Annotated in this window: 21 protein-coding genes; all 21 read right to left on the bottom strand. The window is 68.7% G+C overall.

Translation table 11 applies throughout. The features are described from left to right. Positions 1-18 precede the first annotated feature (18 nt). The gene (locus VPA02S_RS27490; protein WP_018904658.1) at positions 19-2,244 is read right to left on the bottom strand and encodes a M1 family metallopeptidase; all 2,226 of its coding nucleotides are present in this window, start codon (positions 2,242-2,244) and stop codon (positions 19-21) included. Between the two features lie 646 nt (positions 2,245-2,890). Then, entirely contained in the window at positions 2,891-4,204 is a 1,314-nt protein-coding gene (locus VPA02S_RS27485) for an MFS transporter (protein WP_018904659.1), read from the bottom strand. A gap of 47 nt (positions 4,205-4,251) precedes the next feature. Beyond that, complete coding sequence (locus tag VPA02S_RS27480) at positions 4,252-5,358, bottom strand: porin (RefSeq protein WP_018904660.1); 1,107 nt, start codon at positions 5,356-5,358, stop codon at positions 4,252-4,254. A 36-nt stretch (positions 5,359-5,394) separates the two neighbouring features. Next, on the bottom strand, positions 5,395-6,363 hold the full coding sequence (locus tag VPA02S_RS27475; RefSeq protein WP_062366816.1) for a PDR/VanB family oxidoreductase: 969 nt from the start codon (positions 6,361-6,363) through the stop codon (positions 5,395-5,397). A gap of 18 nt (positions 6,364-6,381) precedes the next feature. Continuing rightward, the gene (locus VPA02S_RS27470) at positions 6,382-7,425 is read right to left on the bottom strand and encodes a Rieske 2Fe-2S domain-containing protein (protein ID WP_018904662.1); all 1,044 of its coding nucleotides are present in this window, start codon (positions 7,423-7,425) and stop codon (positions 6,382-6,384) included. Positions 7,426-7,438: 13 nt separating this feature from the next. Beyond that, complete coding sequence (locus tag VPA02S_RS27465) at positions 7,439-7,660, bottom strand: recombinase-like helix-turn-helix domain-containing protein (protein ID WP_018904663.1); 222 nt, start codon at positions 7,658-7,660, stop codon at positions 7,439-7,441. A gap of 31 nt (positions 7,661-7,691) precedes the next feature. Further along, positions 7,692-8,855 (bottom strand): FAD-dependent monooxygenase, encoded by a 1,164-nt coding sequence (locus tag VPA02S_RS27460; protein ID WP_018904664.1) that lies wholly within the window; start codon positions 8,853-8,855, stop codon positions 7,692-7,694. A gap of 29 nt (positions 8,856-8,884) precedes the next feature. Next, on the bottom strand, positions 8,885-9,877 hold the full coding sequence (locus VPA02S_RS27455) for a Bug family tripartite tricarboxylate transporter substrate binding protein (RefSeq protein WP_026284008.1): 993 nt from the start codon (positions 9,875-9,877) through the stop codon (positions 8,885-8,887). Positions 9,878-9,894: 17 nt separating this feature from the next. Then, positions 9,895-10,866, bottom strand: a complete 972-nt coding sequence (locus VPA02S_RS27450) for a VOC family protein (protein WP_018904666.1) — start codon at positions 10,864-10,866, stop codon at positions 9,895-9,897. After that, positions 10,863-12,341: an aldehyde dehydrogenase gene (locus VPA02S_RS27445; protein ID WP_018904667.1), complete on the bottom strand. Its 1,479-nt coding sequence runs from the start codon at positions 12,339-12,341 to the stop codon at positions 10,863-10,865. The genes VPA02S_RS27450 and VPA02S_RS27445 overlap by 4 nt, the downstream gene beginning before the upstream one ends. 13 nt (positions 12,342-12,354) lie before the next feature. Next, positions 12,355-13,149, bottom strand: coding sequence for an aspartate dehydrogenase (locus VPA02S_RS27440; protein WP_018904668.1), 795 nt, complete (start codon positions 13,147-13,149; stop codon positions 12,355-12,357). Between the two features lie 5 nt (positions 13,150-13,154). After that, entirely contained in the window at positions 13,155-14,873 is a 1,719-nt protein-coding gene (locus VPA02S_RS27435; protein ID WP_018904669.1) for a thiamine pyrophosphate-binding protein, read from the bottom strand. Further along, positions 14,866-15,705, bottom strand: a complete 840-nt coding sequence (locus tag VPA02S_RS27430; RefSeq protein WP_020610580.1) for an SDR family oxidoreductase — start codon at positions 15,703-15,705, stop codon at positions 14,866-14,868. Before VPA02S_RS27430 ends, VPA02S_RS27435 begins: the two co-directional genes overlap by 8 nt. Positions 15,706-15,713: 8 nt before the next feature. Then, positions 15,714-16,550 (bottom strand): IclR family transcriptional regulator, encoded by an 837-nt coding sequence (locus tag VPA02S_RS27425; RefSeq protein ID WP_012748267.1) that lies wholly within the window; start codon positions 16,548-16,550, stop codon positions 15,714-15,716. A 44-nt stretch (positions 16,551-16,594) separates the two neighbouring features. Further along, on the bottom strand, positions 16,595-17,470 hold the full coding sequence (locus VPA02S_RS27420) for an alpha/beta fold hydrolase (protein ID WP_062366814.1): 876 nt from the start codon (positions 17,468-17,470) through the stop codon (positions 16,595-16,597). Positions 17,471-17,487: 17 nt separating this feature from the next. After that, a complete protein-coding gene (locus tag VPA02S_RS27415) occupies positions 17,488-18,036 on the bottom strand; it encodes a cupin domain-containing protein (protein ID WP_018904671.1) in 549 nt (182 codons plus the stop codon). 33 nt (positions 18,037-18,069) lie between these two features. Next, entirely contained in the window at positions 18,070-18,885 is an 816-nt protein-coding gene (locus VPA02S_RS27410; RefSeq protein WP_018904672.1) for an SDR family oxidoreductase, read from the bottom strand. A gap of 9 nt (positions 18,886-18,894) precedes the next feature. Then, a complete protein-coding gene (locus VPA02S_RS27405) occupies positions 18,895-19,881 on the bottom strand; it encodes a Bug family tripartite tricarboxylate transporter substrate binding protein (protein WP_018904673.1) in 987 nt (328 codons plus the stop codon). Between the two features lie 205 nt (positions 19,882-20,086). Beyond that, complete coding sequence (locus tag VPA02S_RS27400) at positions 20,087-21,343, bottom strand: D-amino acid dehydrogenase (RefSeq protein WP_018904674.1); 1,257 nt, start codon at positions 21,341-21,343, stop codon at positions 20,087-20,089. A 57-nt stretch (positions 21,344-21,400) separates the two neighbouring features. Next, entirely contained in the window at positions 21,401-22,435 is a 1,035-nt protein-coding gene (locus VPA02S_RS27395; RefSeq protein WP_018904675.1) for a 2-dehydropantoate 2-reductase, read from the bottom strand. Further along, positions 22,435-25,059, bottom strand: a complete 2,625-nt coding sequence (alaS, locus tag VPA02S_RS27390; protein ID WP_062366812.1) for an alanine--tRNA ligase — start codon at positions 25,057-25,059, stop codon at positions 22,435-22,437. Before alaS ends, VPA02S_RS27395 begins: the two co-directional genes overlap by 1 nt. Positions 25,060-25,211 lie beyond the last annotated feature (152 nt).

The raw sequence follows: 25,211 nt of genomic DNA, 5'->3' as shown, positions 1-25,211 counted from the left end.
TGATCGTGCGGCCTCGACTCAGCGCTTCTGGTTCTCGCGCAGCTTCAGGTTGCCCTGGTAGCGCAGCGCATGCGGATAGTCTTCCTTGCCGCCCGCGTCCTGCGCCATCATCTTCTGCTGGCTTGCCTCGGTCTTTGCGAGCAGCGTCGTCGGCAGGTTGAGAACGCCCTTGATCTGGTCGTACTGCCCCTGCGTGATGCGCCCCACCGACAGCAGGCGGAACGCGTCCCGCTCGATGTTCAGCAGGAGCGGCTTGTTGTCCGCAAAGTTCTGCGCCTTGGCCAGCAGGTCGCTCCACGACTGCGTGCTGTAGTTGCTCACGTAGTAGTCCTGCCCCGTGGGCCCGGCCAGCACCGCGGTGCAGCCCGGGAGCTCCAGCTGCGTGGTGCTGGTGGCCATGACGAAGGTCTTGCGCTGCTCCATCGCGTCGCCGTAGGCCAGCGTCACGGGAATGGTCCAGGTCGAGGCCGGATAGGCGTTCTGGTTGGGGAACGACTCCTGGCTGATCGACACGAAGGTGCGGTCGCCCGCGCATTGCGCATCCACCGTCAGCAGCGGCACGCCGGTCTGGCGGATGAAGCTGTCGCCGATGTCCGCCACCTTCTTGCCGCCGCTCGCCTTCTCCAGCGAGGTCCACAGCCGCGACGGCGTCGCGTTGCCGAAGGCATAGTCCTTCAGGTAGATCTGCAGGCCCTTCTGCATCGCCTCCTCGCCGATGTAGTTCTGCACCGTCTCCAGCACGTGGCTGCCCTTGTTGTAGACGAAGATCGACGGGCTGATGAAGCCGAACGAGCCCGCATCGTTGAGGTTGCGCTGCACCGGCACCGCCGTGTCCTTCAGGTCGGCCACGATCACGGTGTGCTTGTCGAGCACGTAGTCGGAAAAGCTGTAGTAGTCGGGGTGGAATTTGATCGTGGTGCGGCGGTCGAACCAGCGCGCGAACGATTCGTTGAGCCACACGTTGTCCCACCAGTCGAGCGTGACGAGGTCGCCGAACCACTGGTGCGCGATCTCGTGCGTCACCACCGTCACCGAATACAGCGTGGGCGTTTCGCCCGGCTTGGTCAGCACGCGGTCGGCAAACTCGAAGATCGAACCCCAGTTCTCCATGCCGCCGAAGCCTGTGTTGGGCTTGTTGTCGTAGCTGTCGTTGGCCGCCACGGTGTCGAACTTCTTGAACGGCAGTGGAATGCCGGTGTAGTTGTAGTAGTAGTCCATCGCCACCTTGGTCCACTCCATCGCAAAGTTGGCCCAGGTGGAGCGGCCCGGCGGCGTGAACCAGCGCAGCGGCATCTCGCTGCCGTCGAGCGGGCTCTTGAAGGTGTCCGACAGAACATCGAACTTGCCGCCGCCGAAGAACGCGAGGTACATCGGCATCGACGGGGTCTTCTCGAACGACACCTGCTGGTAGCCGTCGGGCAGCTTGACGGCCGACTTCTGCGCGGCGTTCGACACGGTCTGCCAGTCGCCCGGCACCTCGGCGGAGATCTCGAAGCTGTGGCGGAAGGCCGGCTCGTCCCAGCCCGGGAACCACTGCCGCGCATAGTTGGTTTCGCCCTGCGTCACGATCGCATCGCTGCTCACGCCCTCGGGCGTGGAAAGGCCCACCTTGAAGACGCCGGTCGCAGCCGAGCAGAACGGATTGCGGGCCATCTCCTCGGGCGGGCAATATTCCGCATCGGAGAACTGGATCTTGCCGTCCCACTCCATGTGCAGCAGGTACTTGCCCTTGGCGATCTGCCCGTCGTTGCGCCGCAGTTGCACAAAGTCGCCCAGCGTCTGCGGCGTGGGCACCAGCGCGATCACCTCCGAAGGATTCGACAGCTTGCGCAAGGTGGTGCGGCCGTTCGCAAACTTGAGGTTGTGCGCGGCAACCACGATGGCATCCACCGGCTTGAGCACCTCGATCTCCACGTCGCCGCGCCCCACGAAGGTCTTCAGCGCCGCATCGGGCCTGAACCACAGCTTGTAGTTGATGGGCCAGACGGTGTCGGGCAGCTCCATCGGCTTCACCGAGCGGTCGACCGCGGCCACGGCCGATTCCTGCGACGAAGGCGCGCCGTCCTCGGGTGCCTTGCTCGAATCCTGCGCGCCGCTTGCGAGCGTCGACGACGCGCCAAGGCCGGCGCCGCCAAGCGATGCGCCGCCGCCGCCGTCTCCGCCACCGCCGCACGCCGTCAAGGCGGCAAGCATCACGGCGGAGAGGGCCAGGTGGTGAACGACGGGTGTATTCAGTTTTTTCATGATCGCCTCTGGGTACTCTGGGTAAGGAACATGCGCAGCACTGCGAACGCCAGCGGATAGCCGGCGCTGCACATGGCACGCGGGATGAGATGAAAAGCCAACCGCGGAAAACGGCGGGCGGCACGGCGCCCTCCCGCCGAACACCGGATTCGTCAGGAACGCACGCTCAGGCCGGATCGCACCGCTCGGGCTTCGGCGGTCCCAGGATGCGCGGAGTGACCGGAGCCATTTCCGTCAAGGCGCGGTGATGGAAGGAGTGCGGGCGCGGATGGCGGCGCGTGGGAGCGGGCTCAGTGCCCGTGCATCGATGCGACGCTCTGCCGCGTCGAAGGAAGAACGGCCGGCGCCGAAGCGGCAGCGGCAGGCCTGCAAGCGGCTCTTGTCTTTGTTTTCACGCGCATTCCCTCGTCCGTTGAAGTGCGCACAGTTGTAGCTGATCGAATCTGGCAGCTCAACGACCCGCGGAACTTTTCTCTCTCAAAATGTTCGCGCGCCATAAGTCGAATGGCGTCATGGCCCGCGCTGCGGGCCATGCGATACGAAGATGGTTCTGCGCCCGCAGCATCGGCTCGCGTGGTCTGCAGGCACGGGGCCTGTTCGCTGTGACGCAACAGCCACAGTACGAAGGTTCCAGCGCCCGCCGCCGCTACGAAAGCTGTGAACCAGAGACTGCAGTCATGCGCTGCGCGCGTTCGCGCCACCACAGCAGCAGTCCGCAGGCAAACACCACCGCCTGCGTGCCGATGAGCAGCGCAAAGCCCGCGAAGAAGCCCGCCGCCGACGACGCCGCGGTGACGGCCGCACCCGCGCCGCCGCCATGCGACACCGCGCTGATCACGCCGCCCATCAGCGCCGGCATGAAGGCCGCCACCAGGCTGCCCGCGCCGTTCGTCACGCCGAAGGCGCTGGCCGTGTGCTCGGGCCGCGAGCAATGCTGCACCGTGCTCGGAATGGCCGGGCTCTGCAGGCCCCAGAAGAAATTGGCCGCCACCAGGCAGCATGCGGCCGCATACGGATCGCGTGCGTTGATGGCCATGAGCACCGACAGCGCCACGCCCGCGCTCGCACCCATGAAGATGAAGGGCACGCGGTCGCGCCCGAGCCTGTCGATCAGCACGCCGCCCACGAACACCGCAAGCACCGTGGCGTACTGCGGCGCCGACGCGATCCAGCCCATCTCGCGCAGCGAGAAGCCGCGCGCCTCGCGCAGGTAGGTCGGCAGCCAGTTGCTGCTGCCCCAGAGATAGGCCAGCGCCGCCGAAGTGAGCAGCGTGATGACGAACAGGTTGCGCGTGTGCAGCGCACCCCGCACGATGCCGCCGACGCGCGCCATCGCCTCGCCAAGGGAAGACGGCCTGGTCCCGTCTTCATGCCCCACCGGCATGCGCACGAAGGCCAGCACCAGCGGAATGCCCAGTGCGATGTTGAGCACTCCCAGCACATGGAAGGAGCTGTCCCACGCGAAGCGCGTGAGCAGGTAGCCCACCAGCGGATAGCCCACCGCCAGCCCGAGCCCCGTGCCCATGTTCACGAGCGCATTGGGCTTGCCGTTCTCGTCGCTCCTGAAGTGCGCCTTGATGTAGGACGACGCGAGCGAGAACAGCGGCCCTTCCGACACGCCCAGCAGCACGCGCGAGGCCAGCAGCAGGCCGTAGCTGTCGAACAGGGGCGAGGCCCAGGTCACCACGCCCCACAAGATGAGGCCGTAGACCAGGCTGCGGCGCACGCCGAACAAGGCCGAGCAGAACGGCGTGAGCACGAAGGCCGATACGCCGTAGCCCAGCATGAAGGCCGTGGCCAAAAAACCCTGGCTCACGCGGTCGGAAGCGGCAATGCCCGCGTGGCTGAGGAACGCGGCGTCGGTGATCAGCACCGCGATGTTGATGCGGTCCACGTAGGAGATCGCGACGATCACGAACAGCGTGGCGACGCCGTACCAACGAAAGTTTTTGCTGTGCATGGCCCGGCCTTTTTTTTTTGCGTGGATGGTGCTGGCGCGCCCTGCGCCTAGAACATGTGCCGCATGCCCAGCTCGATGCCGCTGGACGAGCGGCCCGGCATGGTGATGGCACCCGCCAGCGCCTGCGCGGCGCCGTTCCTGTTGCTGATGCGCGCGAGCGTGCCGTACAGCGCGCTGCGCCTGGACAGGTTGTGCACGTAGCCGATGGCCAGTTTCGACGAGGTGGGCTCGCGCACCGCGTTCGCGGGCTCCAGCTTGTAGCGTGCATACGAGGCCTTGATCTCGCCCGGCCCGATGGGCAGCTGGAAGCCGACGAGCACGCCCTTGGCGTCGGTGCTGCCCTTCGATTCCTTGTACAGCTCGCTCGTGAGCTTGAGGTTCATGAGCGAAGGGCCGAAGCTGTAGGCCGCGCCCAGGTTGGTCACGCGCAGGTCGCCGCTCGCATAGCGCGTGCGGCCGGTGGCAATGGCCACGTGCAGGCCGCCGCTCTGGTAGCCGAAGCGCGCGCCGGTGTGTTCGCCGTCGTGCTTGCTCGGCACCCTGGTGCCCGGCAGCAGCGCGTTCGAATCGTTCTCGCCCATCGCATACATCACCTGCCCGTAGAAGCCGCCGAGGTTCGCGGGCAGGAAGTAGCCGATGCTGTTCGAGGCGCGCGTGCCGGTCGGTGCGACCAGGCCGCCCAGGCCCGAGAAATAGATCTGGTTGGCGCCGATGCCGCCGCCCGTGCCGAAGGGATCGAAGATGGCCGTGTTCCAGAACGCCGGCACGTAGTCGCGGCCCAGGCGCACTTCGCCGAACGGACCCGCCAGGCTCACCGTCGAGCGGCGGTTGAAGCTCAGCACGCCCGCCGGGCCGTTGCCGCTGGCTTGGTTGTTCGAGTTCGACGGAAAGCCCGTGCCGCTGTCGTTCTGCAGGCCCATCTCCATCCAGAAGTTGGCCGAGTACCCGCCGCCCAGGTCTTCCGTGCCGCGAAAGCCGAGGCGGCTGAACATGTTGCCGCTGTTGGTCAGCTGCGTCTTGTGGGCCGACCCGTCGCCGCTGCCGCGCGTGTAGGTGACGGCCGCGTCGACCACGCCGAAGAGCGTGACGGAAGATTGGGCCAGCGCTCCGCCAGCCGCGCTGGCCGCGGCCAGCGTGATCAAGTATTTTTTCATCGGATTTTCGGGTTGGTTTTTCTCTGGCCGGCGGCCTCAGATGTCGAGCACCAGCCGCTCGCCCTTGCAGCGAGAGACGCAGATCATCATGGTCTTGTTGGACGCGCGTTCGATCTTGGTGAGGATGCCGTCGTGGTGGTCGACCTCGCCTTCGAGCACCGCGGTTTCGCAGGCGCCGCAGACGCCTTCCTTGCAGCTGTGGTCGGGGTTCAGGCCGGCATCGATCAGGCTGTCGACGATCGACTTGCCGGGCGGCACCTCGACGCTCCTTCCGCTCTTGGCGCACTCGACCACGCAGCTTTGCGTGGCGCTCGGCGCCTCCACGTGCACTGCGGCAAAGCGCTCGATGTGGGCATGGGCATAGCCCAGCGTCTCGCAGCTCTTCTCGAAGGCATCGAGCATCGGCGTGGGGCCGCAGCAGTAGTAGTGGCTCGCGGCGCCCTTGCCGGCCAGGAGCGCGGCCAGGTCGGGCGGCGCGCCCTTCTCTTCGTCGAAGTGCCAGGTGACCGGCACCGCATGCTCGCGCGCCAGCGCCTCGATCGCCTCGCAGAAGGCGGCCTCCTTGCGGGTGCGCGCGCAGTAGACCAGTTCCACCGGCCTGCCCAGGGCCGCGAGCCGCTGCAGCATGCACCAGATGGGCGTCACGCCGATGCCGCCGGCCACCAGCACCGAATGGTCCGCGCCCTCTTCGAGCTTGAAGTTGTTGCGCGGCACCGAGATCGGCAGCGTCATGCCCACGCGCAATTGCTGGTGCACATAGCGCGAGCCGCCGCGGCTCTTGCGGTCGTTGAGCACGCCGACCACGTAGCGCTGGCGGTCGCTCGCCGGGTTGCACAGCGAGTAGCTGCGCACCAGCCCGTTGGGCAGGTGCAGGTCGATGTGGGAGCCGGCCTCGAAGGCGGGAAACTCCGTCTCGGGCGAAGCCGGCCGGAACTCGACGCTGACGATGCCGTCGGCCTCGTAGCGCATCGTGTGCACCAGGGCGTTCAGCGTGGGGGAAGACATGGCAAGGCTTTCTATGGATCAGGCCGCGGCCGCGGCAGCTTCTGCGAGCTGTGCTTGCGCGAGATTGCGCATGTGGCGGCGCAGCCGCACGATGCCCAGGTCGTGCTGGTAGAGGTTCTCGTGCTGGTTGGCGTCGGGCTCCATCTCCTCGAGCATCACGCGGTCCTGCTCGAGCACGTGCCAGTGGCGCGCCTCGAGGCGGTTCTTGTAGAGGAAGCGCCAGGTGTCGCGCTCCCAGCCCCGCGGCAGCTTGCGCACGCGCCAGAAGAAGGTGGCCGTCATGCCCTTCACGATCGGCGAGAAGGCGCCGATGATGATGAAGTTGCCGCCGGGGCCGCCGGTCTTCGGATATGGAATTTCCAGGCGCATCCAGTGGATGCCGGTGTCGGCCCATTCGGTCCAGTCGAAGTTGACGTTGCGCTGGCCTTCCTTCTCGAACACGAAGCCGGTGTCGGTCTGGCGGATGCCGAACTTGGCCGTCGAATCGCCCTCGGCCATCGAATGCGACTGCTTGTGCAGGTAGGTGCCGTGCATCGGGTCCATCACGTTGTCGAGCACGTAGCGGTAGTCGCCCTTCCACTCGGTGTAGCAAAGGAAGGACGAATACTCGGCGTCGTCCGTGAGCTGCTCGGGCAGCACGAGCGGCGGCGGCACGTCGACCGATTCCTTCCCGTTGTAGAGGAACACCGCGCCCGCGCATTCCTGCACATGGAAGTGCCGCGTGGCCTGCGAGCCTTCGAGCTTGCAGCCCGGGCTGCCGGGCACGCGCGTGACGACGCCGTCATGGCGCACTTCCACGCCGTGGTAGGGGCACGAGAGCCGGTCGCCCAGCACCACGCCCTGCGACAGCGGCGCGCCGCGGTGCGGGCAGCGGTCCTCCAGCGCGTGCAGCACGCCTTCGCCGTCGCGCCACAGCGCGATCTTGCGGCCCAGGCGGCGCAGCGAGACGGGGTTCTCCTTGATGAAGTGCGAGGGGCAGATCGGGTACCAGAGATCCTTCAGGCCGATCTCGAGCAAATGGTCGACCGGGTCTGCGGCAACGGGGGTGATGGCGATGGTCATGGTGTGATGCTCCTCAGGCGGCCAGCGTGGCCATTTCCTTGCGGTACAGCGCCTCGGTCCAGGGCTGGCCGCCGGGTGTGGCCAGGCCGCTGTCGTTCAGGCGCTGCACGAGGCTGGGCAGGTCGTGGATGCCGTCGGCAAAGGCGCGCTCGATCACGTCGCCCAGCAGGTCTTCATAGGTGGTCGCGGGGCGCTGGCGCGCCTGGTGCGGTTGCAGGTAGCGGTCTTGTTGCATGGTTGCCTCCGTGGGGTGAGGTGGATGTGAATCAGGCGGTGGCAGTGGCGCCAGCGGGGGCGCCCAGCGGCACGGCCCAGGCGTCGTAGCCATAGACCCAGTCGGCATTGCCGCCTTCGCGCAGCCAGTTGTTGCCGCGCGAGCCAAGCTGCACCTGGCTGGCGCGCTCGATGCGCGCGGCCTGGTAGGCCTGCAGCGCAGAGGGCATATCGGCCATGGCAACGCCTTCGAGGTGGCGCGACAGCACCACGGCGTCTTCGATCGCCATGCCCGCACCCTGCGCCATGAAGGGCAGCATCGGGTGCGCGGCATCGCCGAGCAGGGCCATGCGGCCGGCGGTCCAGGCCGGCATGGGGTCGCGCTCGTACAGGGCGGTCTTCAGCACCGTGTCGCAGGCTTCGAGCAGGGCGCGCGCCTCGGGGTGGTAGGCCACGTACTGTTCGCGCAGCTCGTCGACGCTGCCGGGCGCGGTCCAGGATTCGAGGTGCCAGCTGTCCTGCGGCGTGGTCGCGAAGATGAAGATGTCCCTGCCGCGGTTGAGCGGGAACGTGACGATCTGGCTCTGCGGATTCGGGCCCCACCACTTGGTGAAGGCACCGAGGTTGGGCACGCCCGCCACACGCTCGGCGGGCACCACGGCGCGGTAGGCGACGATGCCGGTGAAGCGCGGGCTCTCGGCGCCGAACATCGCGGTGCGCACGCACGAGTGGATGCCGTCGGCGCCGAGCAGCGCGCCGACGCGGGCGCCGGTGCCGTCGCTGAACGAGAGGCTCACGCCCTTCTCGTCCGCGGCGATGGTCTGCGCGCGCTTGCCCAGCGCCACGCACTCGGCCGGGAACATGTCGGCCAGCGCAGCCAGCAGATCGGCGCGGTGGATGGTGAGCTGCGGCGCACCGTAGCGCTGCTCGGCCGAATCGGCCATCTCGAGGCGCGAGGTTTCCTCGCCCGTGTCGTAGGTGCGGCTGATGCGGTACGAAGGCCGGGCCGCCGTGACCCGCGCGGCCTCGCCCACGCCGAGGCCGTCCAGCGCACGCACCGCATTGGGCGTGAGGTTGATGTCCGCACCGACGCGGGCGAACTGCTTCGCCTGCTCGAACACGGCCACGTCGTGCCCGGCGCGGCGCAGCGCGATGGCCGCCACCAGGCCGCCGATGCCCGCGCCGACGATGCCGATGGTGGATTCGCTTGTCTTCATGGGTGTCTCCCCCTTTTGTTGTTCGCGGCTCACTCGGCCACGATGTTGCGGGCCTTGATGATCCTGGCCCACACGGCTGTTTCTTCGCGGATGTGCGCGGCAAACGCGGCCGGCTTCATCGCTGCATCCGTCATGCCTTGCGCTTTCAGGCGCTCGCGCACGTCGGGCTGCGCCAGCATCTCCGCGGCGTCTTTCGCGAGCTGCTCGACCACGGCGGGCGGCGTGCCCTTGGGCGCCAGCAGGCCATACCACGAGGTCACGGCCACGCCCTGGATGCCCTGCTCCGCCAGCGTCGGAATGTCGGGCGCGGCCGGGCTGCGCGCGGCCTCGGTCACGCCCAGCGCCACCAGCTTGCCGTTCTTGATGAAGGGCATGGTCGCGGGCAGGTTGCTGAACATCAGCGGCACCGCGCCGCCGAGCACGTCGTTGAGCGCGGGCGCCGTGCCCTTGTAGGGCACGTGCAGCAGGTCGATGCCGGCCTGCTGCTTGAACAGCTCGCCCGCCAGGTGCAGGCCGCTGCCCACGCCGGGCGAGGCGTACGAAAGCGAATCGGGCTTGGCCTTGGCCCGCGCCACCAGCTCCTTCGCGCTCTTGATGCCCGACGAGGGCGAGGCCACCAGCACGTTGGGCGCCTTGGCCAGCATGGTGACGGGCACGAAGTCCTTCTCGATGTCGAACGGGAAGTTCGGCATCAAGGTGGGGTTGATCGTGAGGTTGCCCGCGGGCACCACGAGCAGCGTGTGGCCGTCGCCCTTGGCGCGCTTGACCTTGTCGATGCCGATGTTGCCGGCCGCGCCGACCAGGTTCTCGACCACCGCGGCCTGGCCGTAGCGCTTGGCGAGCCCGTCCGACAGCACGCGCGCCAGCGTGTCGACCGGACCGCCGGGCGGGAACGGCGAGACGATGGTGAAGCGCTCGCTCGAGAGCTGCTTCTGCACCTCGCCCTGCGCCTGCGCGGGCGAAGCGATGGCAAAGGCCGACAGCGCGGCGAACACAAGGGAAAGGGAAAGGCGTCGTTGCATGGTGGTGGTTGTGGGATTCACTTTTTCTCCGTGAGGAAGGCGCCCTTCGGGCCTTCCGCGTTCTTCTGGCGGCGCGTGTTGCCGTCGAGGCCGCCGTCGACCGCCCATTCGGCGAACACCGTAGGCCCCGGCTCGAACTCGCGCGGCTGCCAGTCGGCCGTGAGCTGGTCTTCGTCCGCGTAGTACTCGATCAGGCCGCCGGCCGGATTCTTGAAGTACCAGAAGTACGCGGAAGACACCGGGTGCCGCCCCGGGCCCAGCTGCGTTTCCCAGCCGCGGCGCGAAAAGTGCAGGCCGCCGCCGAACACCTCGTGGATGTCGCGCACGGTGAAGGCGACGTGGTTGAGTCCGCGCTTGCCCGAGGGGATCTGCAGCAGGAACAGGTCATGGTGGCCGCCCTCCGGCGCGCAGCGCATGAAGGCGCCGCGCTTCGGATAGCTGTCGGACGAAACGAAGCCGAAGCGCTGCGCGTAGAACGCGCTGGTGGCCGCCACGTCGCTCACGAAGAACACCACGTGGCCGACCTCGATCGGCGTCGCGCGTTCATAGACCGGTGCGGGCTGGTTGACGCGCGGCTTGGCGTTCCAGGTGTTCATGGCGCCGCAGTCGACCTCGACCGCGTGCTTGCGGCTGACCTGCAGCCGCGCGGCGAGGCCGTTGGGGTCGATGCAGCCGATGCGGCGCGCGCCGTCGACGGTGACATCGAAGAAGGCCGGGTCCCGCGCGATGGCGGCGGCATAGCGGTCGAGGTCCGCGTCGCTTTCCACGCCCCACACCACTTCGCGCAGCGTCGGGCCCTCTTCCATCGCGGGCGGAAGGCCCGCCTTGTCCAACGCCGCGACGACCACCTTGCAGCCGTTGAGGCATTCGAAGACGAGCTCGTCGGCCGCTTCCGACTTCAGCGCGAGGCCCCAGTCCTCGAAGAAACGGCGGCAGGTGGGCAGGTCGTCCGCCCCGTAGGTGATCTGGTCGATGCCAAGTACGCTCATGTCAGTGCCCAGGGCAGAGGTTGTTCGTTGGTGCCCCAGTACATGCTCTTTTGCTCCATGTACTGGAAAATGCCTTCGCGGCCCTTCTCGCGGCCGAGGCCGCTGTCGCGCCAGCCGCCGAAGGGGGTGGAGACCGAGAACTGCTTGTAGGTGTTGACCCAGACGGTGCCGGCCTGCACCGCGCGGCCGAGCTTCCAGGCGCGCTTGAAGTCGCGGCTCCAGACGCCCGCGGCCAGCGCGTAGACGCTGTCGTTGGCCTGCGCGATCAGCGACTCCTCGTCGTCGAAGGGCATCGCGACCAGTACCGGGCCGAAGATCTCTTCCTGGCTGATGCGCGCGCTGTTGTCCAGGCCCTCGATGATGGTCGGCCGGTAGAAGTAGCCCTTGTCGTAGTCGCCGCCATGGGGCCGCACGCCGCCGGTGCGGATGCGCCCGCCTTCGGACACGCCCAGCTCCACATAGCGCTCGATGCCCTCGCGGTGCCTGGCGGTGATGAGCGGGCCCATCTGCGTGCGCTCCGAAGCCGGGTCGCCCACGCGCAAGGCATTGGCGCCTTCGGCCAGCCGCGTGAGGAACTCGTCATAGATGCCGCGTGCCACAAAGAGGCGCGAGCCGGCGATGCACGATTCGCCCGATGAGCTGAAGATGCCGTAGAGCACGCCGCTCACCGCATGGTCGAGGTCCGCATCGTCGAGCACCATGGTGGGCGACTTGCCGCCCAGCTCCAGCGACACCGGCATCATCTTGTCGGCCGCGATGTGCGCGATGTGCTTGCCGGTGGTGGTGCCGCCCGTGAACGACACGCGCTTGACCAGCGGATGCTTCGTGATCGCATCGCCGATGACCGATCCCTTGCCCGGCAGCACGCTGACGATGCCCTTCGGCACGCCGGCCTGCTCGCAGATGCGCGCGAGCTCCAGCGCCATCAGCGGCGTGACTTCGGCGGGCTTCACGACCACCGCATTGCCGGCCGCCAGCGCGGGCGCGAGCTTCTGCGCTTCGCTCGCGATCGGCGAGTTCCACGGCGTGATCGCCGCGACCACGCCCATGGGCTCGTGCACGCTCATCGTGACGAAGGCGCCGCGCGAGGGGGTGATGGTTTCTTCGAGCGTCTCCAATGCTGCCGCGAAGAACTGGAAGGTGCCCGCGGCGCTGGCCACGAGGTTGCGCGTTTCGTTGATCGGCTTGCCGTTGTCCAGGCGCTGCTTCTGCGCAAGGCTTTCGCTCTCTTCGCGGATCAGCTGCGCCACGCGGTGCAGCACGGCGGCGCGCTCGTGCGGCAGGCGCTGGGCCCAGCCGCTGTTGCGGAACGCGTGGTCGGCACGCGTGATGGCCTCCTCGACATCGGCCAGGCTCGCGGCCCTGAGGCGCGCGATCGGCTCGCCCGTGGCGGGATAGAGGCTCTCGTACACGTCGCCGCCGCCCAGGCGCCATTCGCCGGCAACGCAGATCGGAAGAAGTTCGGAAGAAATCATGGTGGGGAATGGCTCAGATGGCGAGCGCCGCGGCCCGGTTGCGCAGCGCGCGCACCGCGCTGTAGACGGTGAGCGCGGAGGTCTTGGGATTGGCCGCAAGCGGCTTGTTGCGCATGGTCAGCTCGAAGCTGCCGAAGGCGCCCTCGGCCTCGACCGTGTGCACGTTGTCGGCGATGGCCGGATCGGCAATGAGCCGCACCATCGTCCTGTCGAGCCCCAGCCCCGCGAGCGACACGGTGGCCGCGACGTTGGCGTTCTTGGGATAGAGCTGCGCCGCCTCGCGCGCGCTGCCTTCGAAGATGACGGTTTCCTGCGTGAGCGCATCGAGGTCGCGGCCCTGCTCGGCCGGCGTGCCCTTCCAGGCCCGCGGCGGCTTGCGGCCCGTGTAGCGCACGCTGCCCAGCCCGCCGATGCGCGCGGCCGCCAGCGCGTCGATGGCACCGATCGCGCCCGCGATCAGCTGCACCTGGGTGCGGCCGGCAGTGGCGGCGGCTTCGAGCCTTTCGGCAAGGCCCGCGGCCGACAGCGCGCCCACCGAGGCCACGATGCACGGCGTGCCGCGTGCGAGCGCCGGCAGCACATGCTCCTCGATGGCCGCATGCCCGGCCGTCTCGACCACGAGGTCGATGCCCGCAACCGGCACGCGGCTTGCAACCGGCACGCCGGGCACAAGCCTCTGCGCAGCGGCCACGCCTTCTTCAGGCACGACGATGGCCGCCACCGCCAGGGCCGTGTCGCCCTCGAGCAGTTCGAGCACCGAGGTGCCGATGGCACCGCAGCCGATGAGTGCAACGCGCAGCGCGGTCATGCCCGTCACTCCACCGACGTGGCCGCAGCCTTGCCGAGCGCCGGAATCTGGGTCACGGTATTGGTCGGTGGACCCGCGAAGGCGCTCTTGAAATCGCCGATCGACAGCATGTCGATCTCGAGCAGGAACGGGCCCTTCCTTGCCAGCGCCTCGCCGAGCTTCGCCTTCAGCTCGTCCATGCGCTGCACGCGCGCATGCGGCAGCGCCAGCGAGGCGCACAGCATCGCGTAGTCGGGTGTGTGCAGGTCGGCATAGCAGCGGCGGCCGCCGTACTGGGCGTCCTGGATGTTCTTGATGACGCCGTAGCCCTTGTCGTTCATGAGCACGATCAGCATGTCGGCCTGCTCCTGCACCGCGGTGGCAAGCTCGCCGAGGTTCAGGATGAAGCCGCCGTCGCCCGCCAGGCAGAAGGTCTTGCGGCCCGAGCCCGTCTCGGCCGCGCCAATGGCCGCGCCGATGGCCATCGGCATGCCCTGCCCGATGCCGCCGCCCGTGGCGTGCACGCCCGCGCTCGGCTCGAAGATGCGCAGCTCGCGGTTGCCCCAGGTGCTGTTCGACACCGTGACGTCGCGCACCCAGTTGAAGCTGCGGCCGGCTGCGGCCTGCAGCTCCTTCACGAGCGCGGCATAGGGGCCGAGGCCGTCGGTCAGCGAGGCCACGGCCTGTTCGTGCGCGGCGCGCAGGTCGGCGAGCAGTTCGGGGTCGGCCTTGTACTTCGCGGCCTCGAGGCGGTCGGCCAGGCCTTCGAGCGCCAGCGCGGAATCGCCGCAGACGAACAGGTCGGTGGCGTAGCCGCGGCCTTCGGCGGCGGCGTCGGCATCGATGCGCAGCAACAGGCGCGGCAGCTTCAACTCGTACTTGAGCGTTTCGTTGCCGCGCAGCCGCGAGCCGACGACCAGCATTGCGTCGCAGCGCTGGTACAGCGCCTCGACCGGCTTGTGGATGTTGTAGGAGCCGAGCGAACCCGCGTCGTCCTCGGGCACCGTGCCGCGGCCCTGCGTGGTCGTGACCACGCCGAAGCCGAGCTTCTGCAGCCGGCGGATGGCGGCGCCCGCATGGCGCGCGCCGCCGCCGACCCACAGCATCGGGCGCCTGGCGGCTGCCAGGCGTGCCGCCAGCGCATCGAGCGATGCGGCCGAAGGCACGGGCCGCTCGATCGGCAGCGGCGACAGGTCGGCCGGCATGGTCGTGAGCGCCGACTGGATGTCGATCGGGATCTCCACGCTCACCGGCCCGGTCGGCGCCGTCAATGCGAGCTGCACCGCGCGCTTGAGCGTGCCGAGCACGGTCTCCACGCTGCGCACGCGCAGGGCCGCCTTCGACACCGCCTTGAGCATGGTCAGCTGGTCGGGTGCCTCGTGGATGTACGACATGCCCTTGTCGAGATACGGCGTCTCGATCTGCCCCGTGATGTGCAAGAGCGGCGCACCGGCCGTCAGCGCCTCGACCATGCTGCCCGCGATGTTGCCGGCCGCCGGGCCCGTGCTGGTGAGGCACACGCCCAGGCTGGCCGTGGAGCGCGCATAGGCGTCGGCCATGTTACCGGCCCCGGCCTCGCCGCGCGCGGGCACGAAGCGGATCGCGCCGCGCTGCGCGAAGGCATCGAGGATCGGCATGTTGTGGATCGAGATCACGCCGAAGGCCGCCTTGACGCCGCACTGTTCGAGAAAGGCCGCGACGACTGCGCCGACCGTGACCGTGTTGTTGTTGTTGGGGTTATGCATGGCGCGAAAGGCCTCCAGAGATATCGATGTGGCTGCCCGTCGTGTACGACGCGAGCGGTGAAGCAAGAAAAAGAATGGCGCGCGCGGCTTCGGTCGGAAGCCCCAGGCGGCCCAGCGGAATGTGCTTGTTCTGCGCGAGCTGGCCGCTCCATGCGGCCCAGTCCTGCGACTTGTCTTCGCGCGCCTCGAAGCGGCGGCGCCACTGGCCCGACTCGACCAGGCCGATCAGGATGCCGTTCACGCGCACGCCCTGCGGCGCGAACTCGGTGGCCATCGAGCGCACGAGGTTCAGCAGGCCGGCGCGCGCGGCCGAGGTGGCGACCATGTGCGGCTCGGGCTGGCGCGCGAGCAGCGAGTTGGCGCAGACGATGGCGGCGTCGCCGTGCACGATCCGCTGCGCCGCGAGCTGCGGCAGGAAGGCACGCGTGGGGTTGATGACCGAGAAGAACTTGAGCTTGAGCTCTTCGGTCCAGGCCGCGTCGTCGGTGTCGGCGAAGGTGGAGACGCGCCCCTGCCCCGCGTTGTTGACCAGCATCGAGGCCGGGCCGAGCGCGGCCTCGCTGGCGGCCGCAAAGGCGCGCACCGAGGGGCCGTCGAGCACGTCGCAGGGCTGCGCGAAGAGCCGCGCGCCCGCGTGCTTCTCGCGCAGGCCGGCCACCGCGCTGTCGAGCCGCCCGGCATTGCGGCCGCACAGCGCCACCGCGGCGCCGCATTCGAGCAGCAGCTCGACCGTGGCCAGGCCGATGCCCGAGGAACCGCCCGTGACCACGGCCACGCGGCCCGCCAGTGCGTCGGCGGCAAAGAAGGAAGAAGAAGTAGATGGCTGTGTCATGGCGTGGTTCATGCGCTGCGAAGCGGCACCACCTTTTGCGCGCGGGCGGGCGAATAGTTCAGGAGGCCCGAAATTTCTTCGGCGGTGGCGCGCACGCGCTGCACCATCTCGTCCATGCGGTTCTCCTCGATGTGGCCCGAGGTGATGGTGGCGCCCAGCGCCGCCACGATGTGGCCGCTGTGGTCGCGCACCGGCGCCGCGATGCTGGAGATGTTCGATTCGAAGAAGCCTTCTCCCAGCACGTAGCCGCGCGTGCGGTCGGCCTGCACCATGTCGAACAGCTCGCTCACGGTCGTGGGCGTGCTCGGCGAGAAGGTCTCGAGCCTGTCTTCCGGGTAGAGCGCGCGCAGCTGCGGCAGCGTGAGGTCTTCGAGCAGCACGCGGCCGAGCACCGTGGCATGGGCCGGCAGCCGCGTGCCCACGGTGACCGAGCTTGCGAACGGCGTGGGCGGCGCCACCTTGGCCACGTAGACGATGGAGCGGCCGTCGCGCACCACCAGGTTGCAGGGCGTGCGCAGCTCGTCGCACAGGCGGTTGAGCAGCGGCGCGCCCAGCTGCGTGAGCTCCAGCGAGGCCAGGTATTCGAAGCCCAGGCGCAGCACGGCCAGGCCCAGGCGGTAGTCGCGCCCGCCTTCGGCGCGCTCGAGGAAACCCATGTTCTCCAGCGTGGTGAGAAGCCGGAACACGGTCGAGCGCGGCAGGTCGAGGCGGCGCCCCAGTTCAGGCGCGGAGAGCGTGCGGCTCTCACGGCTGAACTCGCACAGCACGCGCAGGCCCCGTTCGAGCGCCGGCACGTTGTAGCGCTCGCCGCCCTCTTCCATTGTCTCGTTGTCGTGGGTGGCCATGGTGGTTCGTTCTTCCCTTTGGTTGTCTTGTCGTGTGTCTTCTGTCAGGCGGCCAGCACTTCGCGCAGCAATGCGGCAACGGCTTGCGGCTGCTCCACGTAGCTCGCATGGCCGGCATCGGCAATCGATTCGAGCGGCACGCCGCAGCGGCGCGCGACCTCGGCGCAGGCCTCGGGCGTGGTGACGGCATCGAGCGCGCCACAGGCCACGCGCACCGGCATGACGGGCGGCAGGTCGGCCAGCAGGTCGGCATTGCACAGCAGCTCGACGGCCTGGCGATAGCCGCCGTCGCTCAGCCGCGCCATGTTCCATTGCACCCACTGGCGCGCGCGTTCGCTGGCGTTGCCGGACACCAGCCGGCCTGCGCGCTTCGCGGCCATGCCGGCAATGCCGAGTTCATCGAGCGTTGCAAGCCGCTCGGCGCGCACCTTGCGGCGGGCTTCCTCGCGCTGCGGGGCGCCATAGCCGGCCGCGGGGCTGACGAGCACGAGACGGCGGATGCGCGAAGCCAGGGCAGAATCCTTGCGCGCGGCGCGGCCCGCCGTGATCGCGCCGAGCGAATGGCCGACCAGCACGCAGGACGGCAGCTCCAGCGCATCGAGCAGGCCGTGCAGCCGCTGCGCGTAGTCGGCCGCACAAGGCGACGCAGGCGCGAGCGGCGTCGAGGCGCCATAGCCCGGCGCATCCCACGCGATCACGCGGGCCTGCGGCGCGAGCTGCAAGGCAAGGCCGAGCCACGAGGCCGCACCCGAGCCGATGCCGTGCAGGCAGACGATGGCCGGGCCCGCGCCGCATTCGCGCACCGACACCACGGCACCGCCGCCGACCGGCACGGCGCGCGCCGGAAAGCGGGCCTCCAGCAGCGCCAGCTCGGAAGCGGGCAAGGCGCTCTGCGCGTGGGTGGCAATGGCGTCGTTCATGGCCTCTTTCTTTTTCTTCAGCGCTTGATCTTCGCGAGCGGATGGTCGGCCGGATAGGTCGGCGTCACGGGCTTCTTGGCGCCGAGCATCACGCACATCAGCGCGTCTTCGTCGCCGATGTTGATTTCTTCGCGGTATACGCCGGGCGGCACCGAGATCAGGTCGCGGTCGGTCATGATGGTTTCGAAGCGTTCGCCGTCTTTTTCGATCACCACCTTGAGCTTGCCGCGGATCAGGAAGAACACTTCCTCCACGTCGGTGTGCAGGTGCGGCGGGCCTTCATGGCCGGCCGGGATCACCATGGTGGAGAAGGTGAAGTGCTCGGCCGGCACGGTGTTGACGTCCTTCGCAACGCCGGTGCCGCCCGTGCCCACGTAACGCATCTGCGCGCGGCGGAACTTGGGGTCGAAGTCGGCCTGGAACTTGAGCGCATCCCAGTCGTACTTGCGGGTTTCGTAGCGCGCGATGCGGCTGTTCATCCACTCGGCCAGGCTGCTGCCTTCGGGCTGCGCCAGCGTGCTGCCGGCGGTATCGGTGATCTTCTGCTGTTCGGACAAATCGCTCATCGTGTTCACTCCATTCGTCGGAAAAAATTTGAATCAGTGCATTGCAAAGCCGCCGTTGACGGCCAGCAGCTGGCCCGTCACGAAGCGCGCGAGGCCGGAAAGCAGGTACAGCGTGGCGCCGCAGACATCGGCGGCCTGCTGCTCGCGCGGGATGGCGCGGCCTTCGAGGTACTTCTGGTGGCGCGCCATCGGCACGTACTCGGTGGCTTCCACCAGCGTGAGACCGGGCGCCACGGCGTTCACCGTGATGTTGTCGCCGCCCCACTCGCGCGCCAGCGAGCGCGTCATGGCAATGACGGCGCCCTTGCTCGACGCATAGGCCAGCAGGTTGGGCGCGCCCCAGAGCGCGGTGTCGGACGCGAGGTTGACCACCGCGCCGCGCCCGCTGGCCGCGAGCGCGGGCCGGCAGGCCCGGCCCATGAGCCAGGTGCCGCGCACGTTGACGTTCATCACGCGGTCCCAGGTGTCGACGTCGAGCTGGTGCGCATCGCGTCCGCCCGAATTGGTGATGGCCGCGTTGTTGACGAGGCCGTCGAGCCCGCCGAGCAGGCGAAGCGCTTCCGCGGCGCAGGCTTCGATGGAGGCCGGGTCCGACAGGTCGACTTCCAGCGCATGCGCCCGGTGGCCGGCATCGCGCAGCGCCTTGGCTTCGCTCTCGGCCAGTTCGCCGAGGATGTCGGCCAGCACCACCTGCGCACCGGCCGCGGCGATGCACTGCGCAAAGGCAAGCCCCAGCCCGCGCGCGCCGCCGGTCACGAGGATGCGGCGGCCCGCCAGCAGGTTGGCGGGCAGCTCGGCCAGCAGGGCTTGCAGGCTCGAGGGATCGGGAACGGCTTTGGGTTCGGTCATGGTGCTTTTTCAGTCGGCCTGGATGCCGAGCTCCTTGATGACCTTGCCGAAGCGCGCAAAGTCCGCGGCGTTGGTCTTGCCGAGCACGTCGGCGCTGCCGCCCACGGGCGTGGTGCCCAGCACGGCCATGCGCGAGACGATCTCGGGCATCTTCAGGATCTCGTTGAAGTGGGCGTTGAGCATCTTGACGATCTCGGGCGGCAGGTTGCGCGGGCCCCAGAGGCCGTTCCAGGCCGTGACTTCCACGTCCTTGTAGCCGAGCTCCTGCAGCGTCGGCACCTTGGGCGCGAGCGCCGAGCGCTCGTGCGATGCCACCGCGAGCGGCAGCATCTTGCCGTTGGCAAGGTACGGCGCCACCGGGCCCAGCGTGATGAAGGTGGCCGGCACGTGGCCGCCCAGCACGTCGTTGACCGCGGGGGCCACGCCCTTGTAGGGCACGTGCGCAAGGTTCACGCCCGCGGCGCGGTTGAACATTTCGCCCAGGATGTGCATCGGCGAGCCGCTGCCCGGGCTCGCATAGGTCAGCGGCTTGCCGGCCTTGGCCGCGGCCACGAGGTCCTTCACGCTCGCCATGCCGCTGGCGCCGCTCGCCACCAGGAACAGCGGCAGGCTGCCGGTCTGCACGATGGGGGTGAAGCCGTTCAGCACGTCGTAGCCCGAAGTGCCGCCCGTCTTGAGCACCAGCTGCGCGATCGAGAAGGTGCTGGGGGCGAGCAGCAGCGTGTAGCCGTCGGGCTGCGCCTTCGAGACATAGGCGCTGCCGATGATGCCGCTGGCGCCGGGGCGGTTGTCGACCACCACGGGCTGGCCCACGCGCGCCGACAGCTTCTCGGCGAAGAGCCGCGCCAGCGCGTCGGTGTCGCCGCCGGCCGGATAGGCGACGACCAGCGTGATCGGCTTGCTCGGATAGCTGCTCTCGGCCCTGGCGGGCCCCGTGGCGCAGGCGACGCCGAAGGCGAGCGCGGCTGCAATGGCTTGTCGGCGTGTGGATGGCATGGCGTTCGTGGGGTTGATCTGTTTGTTTCACTAATGAAACAGTGATTTATTAATGGAACGAGACGAAGAATACCGAGTACGAATGGCTTCGTCAATCTAAGTACAAACCCTTGAGTCCGGCGCGCGCGGCCGCATCCCGCCGTGCGGTCGGCGGGTGGTTCTCAGGCGGGTTGTTCAGCTGGCCGCGGGGCCAGCGCTGCCCTTTTTACGCACCGTAGCGCGCCACCGTCAGGCCTTCCATGTCGATGGCGGGGCTTCGGCCATCGATCAGGTCGGCCATCACGCGGCCGGTGCCGGCCGCCATGGTCCAGCCGAGCGTGCCGTGGCCGGTGCTCAGCATCAGGTTGGGAATGCGCGTGGCGCCGATCACCGGCGTGCCGTCGGGCGTCATGGGGCGCAGGCCGGTCCAGAAGGAGGCGTCGCGCACATTGCCGCCCTTCGGAAAGAGATCGGTCACGACATGCTCGAGCGTGTCGCGCCGCCTTGCGTCGAGCCGCAGGTCGAAGCCCGAGAGCTGCGCGGTGCCGCCCACGCGGATGCGCTCGCCCAGCCGCGTGACGGCCACCTTGAAGGTCTCGTCCATCACGGTGGATTCGGGCGCGCCGCTGGCGTCGGAGATGGGCACGGTGATCGAGAAGCCCTTGACCGGGTACACCGGCAGGTCGATGCCCAGCGGCTTGACCATGGCCGGCGAGTAGCTGCCGAGCGCCACCACGTAGCGGTCCGCCGTGAAGCGGCCGGCATCGGTGCGCACGGCCGTGACGCCGCCGGCGCCGTGCTCGATGGCCTGGATGCCCACGCCGAAGCGGAACTTCGCGCCGGCCGCCTCGGCCAGCACGGCCAGCGCCTGCGTGAACTTGAAGCAGTCGCCGGTTTCGTCGCCCGGCAGGCGCAGGCCGCCGACGAACTTGTTCTTGACGGCCGCGAGCGCCGGCTCGTACTGCACGCAGCCTTCGCGGTCGAGCACCTGGTAGGGCACGCCGGAGGCCTGGAGCACTTCGACGTCCTTGGCGATGCCGTCGAGCTGCTGCTGGGTTCGAAAGAGCTGCAGCGTGCCGAGCGCGCGCTCGTCGTAGCGGATGCCGGTGTCGGCGCGCAGCGCCTTGAGGCAGTCGCGGCTGTATTCGGCAAGCCGCACCATGCGGCCCTTGTTGAGCTCGTAGCGCGCCTGCGTGCAATTGCACAGCATCGACAGGCCCCAGCGCCACATGGCCGGATCGAGCATGGGCTTGATCACCAGCGGGCTGTGCTGCATGAGCATCCACTTGATGGCCTTGAGCGGCACGCCGGGCCCGGCCCAGGGCGCGGAGTAGCCGGGCGACACCTCGCCCGCGTTGCCGAAGCTGGTTTCGAGCGCGGGTGCGGGCTGGCGCTCGAGCACCGTCACGTCATGGCCGGCGCGTGCCAGGTAGTACGCCACCGAGGTGCCGATGACACCGCTGCCGAGGATCAGAACCTGCATGAGAACACTCCCTTGAAACCATGCGCACCGATGGCCCCAGAGGGTACAGCGTCCGCGCTACGACAGGCCCAGTGCGTCTTGCAATTGCCGTGCCGTCCAGCGCCGGGGCTGGGCGGGCCACTCCTCGAGCAGCGCGAACATCCTCGCGTTGCGCGGCGCCTCCAGGTCCTGGTCCTGCGCGAGGCGCACGACCTCGCCGCTGAGCGCATCGATCTCGGTGCGGCGCCCGAGCGCCAGGTCGTCGGCCATGCTCGAGCGGGCCTTGGCATCGATGCGCAGCATGCGCGCCGCGACGATGCGAAACAGCCAGTCGGGCAGCCGCAGCACCGCCGACAGCCGCTGCGCCGGCACCGCGGCCACCTGCGCGGGCGCGATGCCGGCGCTGCCCAGCACGCCGAGCGCCTCGTCGATCAGCGCCGCAAAGCAGCGCCGGTAGCCGCGCTGCAGCAGCTCGTCGCGCAGCGGCAGGCCCGAGAGCGCATTGACCGGGTTGTTGAGGTTGAGCAGCAGCTTGCCCCACTGCACGGGCAGCAGGTCAGGGTAAAGGTCGAGCGGTACGCCGGCCCGCGCGAAGACTGGCAGCCAGGGCCGCAGCGCCGCATCGTCCTGCGCCGCCAGCCGGCCGGCCGTTCCGCGGTGGAAGGCACCGGGCCCGATCTCGGCCACGTTGTAGGGCACCATGCCCGGCAGCACCTGGAGCGTGGGCCCCACGCGCGACGCCGAGGCGCAGTTGGAGATGCCGTTCTGCAGCGAGACGACCAGCGTGCCCGCGGGCAGCGCAAAAGCCAGTTCGGCGGCGGCACTGGCCGTGGCGCCGCTCTTCACGCACAGCAGCACCAGCGACGGCATCGCGCCGACGGGCACCTGCTCGCTCAGCCGAAGGCTCGCGGCCGGCAGGCGGTGCGTGCCGCCTTCCAGGTCGGTGAGCGCCAGGCCGTGTTCGGCCAGGCCCTGCAGCACGCGCGGACGGCCGACGAAAGTGACCGGCACGCCGGCCGCCGCCAGGCTGCCGCCCACGAAGCAGCCGATGGTGCCCGCCCCCATCACCAGCACTTCGCCGGGAGGCCGGCCGGGCACCTCGGCTCGGGCCATCAGGTGCGTTCCGCCACCCAGGCTTGCACCGATTGGAGCGCCGCCGGCAGGCCCGCGGCATCGGTGCCGCCGGCCATGGCCATGTCGGCCTTGCCGCCGCCCTTGCCGCCCACCTGCTGTGCGACAAAGTTGACCAGTTCGCCGGCCTTGACCTTGCCGACCGTGTCGCTCGTGACGCCCGCAGCCACCTGCACCTTGGCGCCGTCGACCGCGGCCAGCACGACCACCGCCGTCTTGAGCTTGTCCTTGAGCTTGTCCATGGTGTCGCGCAGCGTCTTGGCGTCGGCGCCGTCGAGCTTGGCCGCCAGCACCTTGATGCCGTTGACGTCGACCGCCTGCGCCAGGAGCTCGTCGCCCTTGGACGACGCGAGCTTGCCCTTGAGCGAACCCACTTCGCGCTCCAGCGCCCTCACCTGCTCCAGCACCTGCACGAGGCGGCCCTGCAGCTCGGCAGCGGGCGACTTGAGCGTGGCGGCCACGCTCTGCACCGTGGCTTCGAGCTCCTGCAGGTAGCCGAGCGCATTGGCGCCCGTGACGGCCTCGATGCGGCGCACGCCGGCGGCCACGCCGCCTTCGCTCACGATCTTGAACAGGCCGATGTCGCCCGTGCGGCCCACGTGGGTGCCGCCGCAGAGCTCGCGGCTGGAGCCGATGTCGAGCACGCGCACGCTCTCGCCGTACTTCTCGCCGAACAGCATCATGGCGCCGGTCTTCTGGGCCGACTCCATGTCCATCACGCGCGCATGCGTCTCGGTGTTGGCCAGGATCTCGGCGTTCACGCGCTTCTCGATCTCGAGGATCTGGTCGTTCGTGACGGCTGCGTTGTGCGCGAAGTCGAAGCGCGTCTTGTCGGCATCGACCAGCGAGCCCTTCTGCTGCACGTGCGTGCCCAGCACTTCGCGCAGGGCCTTGTGCATCAGGTGCGTGACCGAGTGGTTGCGCATGGTGGCGGCGCGGCGCGCGGTGTCGACCGCGGCCTTGACCGTGTCGCCCACCTTGAGCGTGCCCTGGGTCTGCGTGCCGTGGTGGCCGAACACGTCGGCCTTGATCTTCTGCGTGTCGTCCACGCCGAACTGCACGCCCTCGGCCACCAGCACGCCCTGGTCGCCGACCTGGCCGCCGCTCTCCGAATAGAAAGGCGTGGTGTCGAGCACCACGATGCCGGGCTGGCCTTCCTTCAGTTGCTGCACGGCCGCGCCTTCGAAGTACAGCGCCACGACCTTGGCGTTTTCTTCGAGCTTCTCGTAGCCCGTGAAGACGTTGCCCGCGCCGCCGTATTCGACGTTGCGGTCCATCTTGAACTTGCCGGCGGCGCGGCCCGCGGCCTTCTGCTTTTCCATGGCGGCGTTGAAGCCCGCCTCGTCCACGCTCACGCCGCGCTCGCGGCACACGTCGGCCGACAGGTCCAACGGGAAACCGTAGGTGTCGTGCAGCTTGAAGGCGACCTCGCCCGGCAGCGTCTTGGCATCGCCGGCCAGGGCCGCGTCGAGGATTTCCATGCCGTTGGCCAGCGTCTCGAAGAAGCGTTCTTCCTCGGCCTTGAGGGTTTCGGTGATGCGCTTCTCGTCGGCCACCAGCTTGGGGTAGGCCTCGCCCATGAGCTTCACGAGGTCGGGCACCAGCTTGTGGAAGAAGGGCTTCTTCTGGCCCAGCTTGTAGCCGTGGCGAATGGCGCGGCGCACGATGCGGCGCTGCACGTAGCCGCGGCCTTCGTTCGACGGAATGACGCCGTCGGCCACCAGGAACGAGGTGGCGCGGATGTGGTCGGCAATCACCTTGAGCGAGTTGTTGCCCAGGTCCTTCTCGCCCGTCTCGCGCGCGGCGGCCTTGATGAGCGCCTCGAAGATGTCGATCTCGTAGTTGCTGTGCACGTGCTGCAGGATCGCGGCCAGGCGCTCCAGGCCCATGCCGGTATCGACGCAGGGAGCGGGCAGCTTCTTGACCGAGCCGTCGGGCTGCATGTCGAACTGCATGAACACGTTGTTCCAGATCTCGATGTAGCGGTCGCCGTCTTCGTCAGGGCTGCCGGGCGGGCCCCCGGGGATCTCGGGGCCGTGGTCGTAGAAGATCTCGGAGCACGGGCCGCAGGGGCCCGTGTCGGCCATCATCCAGAAGTTGTCGGACATGTAGCGCCCGCCCTTGTTGTCGCCGATGCGCACCACGCGCTCGGGCGGCAGGCCGATGTCCTTGGTCCAGATGTCGTAGGCCTCGTCGTCCTCGATGTAGACGGTGGCCCAGAGCTTCTCGGCCGGCAGCTTGTAGACCTTGGTCAGCAGCTCGAAGGCCCAGGTGAGCGATTCGCGCTTGAAGTAGTCGCCGAAGCTCCAGTTGCCCAGCATCTCGAAGAAGGTGTGGTGGCGCGCGGTGTAGCCCACGTTCTCCAGGTCGTTGTGCTTGCCGCCGGCGCGAAGGCACGCCTGGACCGAGGCGGCGCGCACGTAGGGGCGCTTGTCTTCGCCGAGGAACACGTCCTTGAACTGCACCATGCCCGAGTTGGTGAACATGAGCGTGGGATCGTTGCCCGGCACCAGCGAGCTGGAGGCCACCACCGTGTGGCCCTTGGAAGCGAAGAAATCGAGAAAGGTCTTGCGGATGTCCGCGACCGTGATTGTGGGCTGGCTCATCTTTGGATTTCGTCTTCTGTCGAGGGCGGCCTGGCGATGGCGACCCTCTCGTCGAAACCACTGCGGCGAACCGACCTGACTGCTTGATTTGCTTGAACAATCGATTATAGGTTTCGCTTGCGGGCCGCGCCTTCGCCAGGAGGCGCCGGCGC

Source organism: Variovorax paradoxus NBRC 15149, assembly GCF_001591365.1.
Lineage (GTDB): Bacteria > Pseudomonadota > Gammaproteobacteria > Burkholderiales > Burkholderiaceae_C > Variovorax > Variovorax paradoxus.
This window is presented reverse-complemented; position numbering and strand designations above follow the sequence as displayed.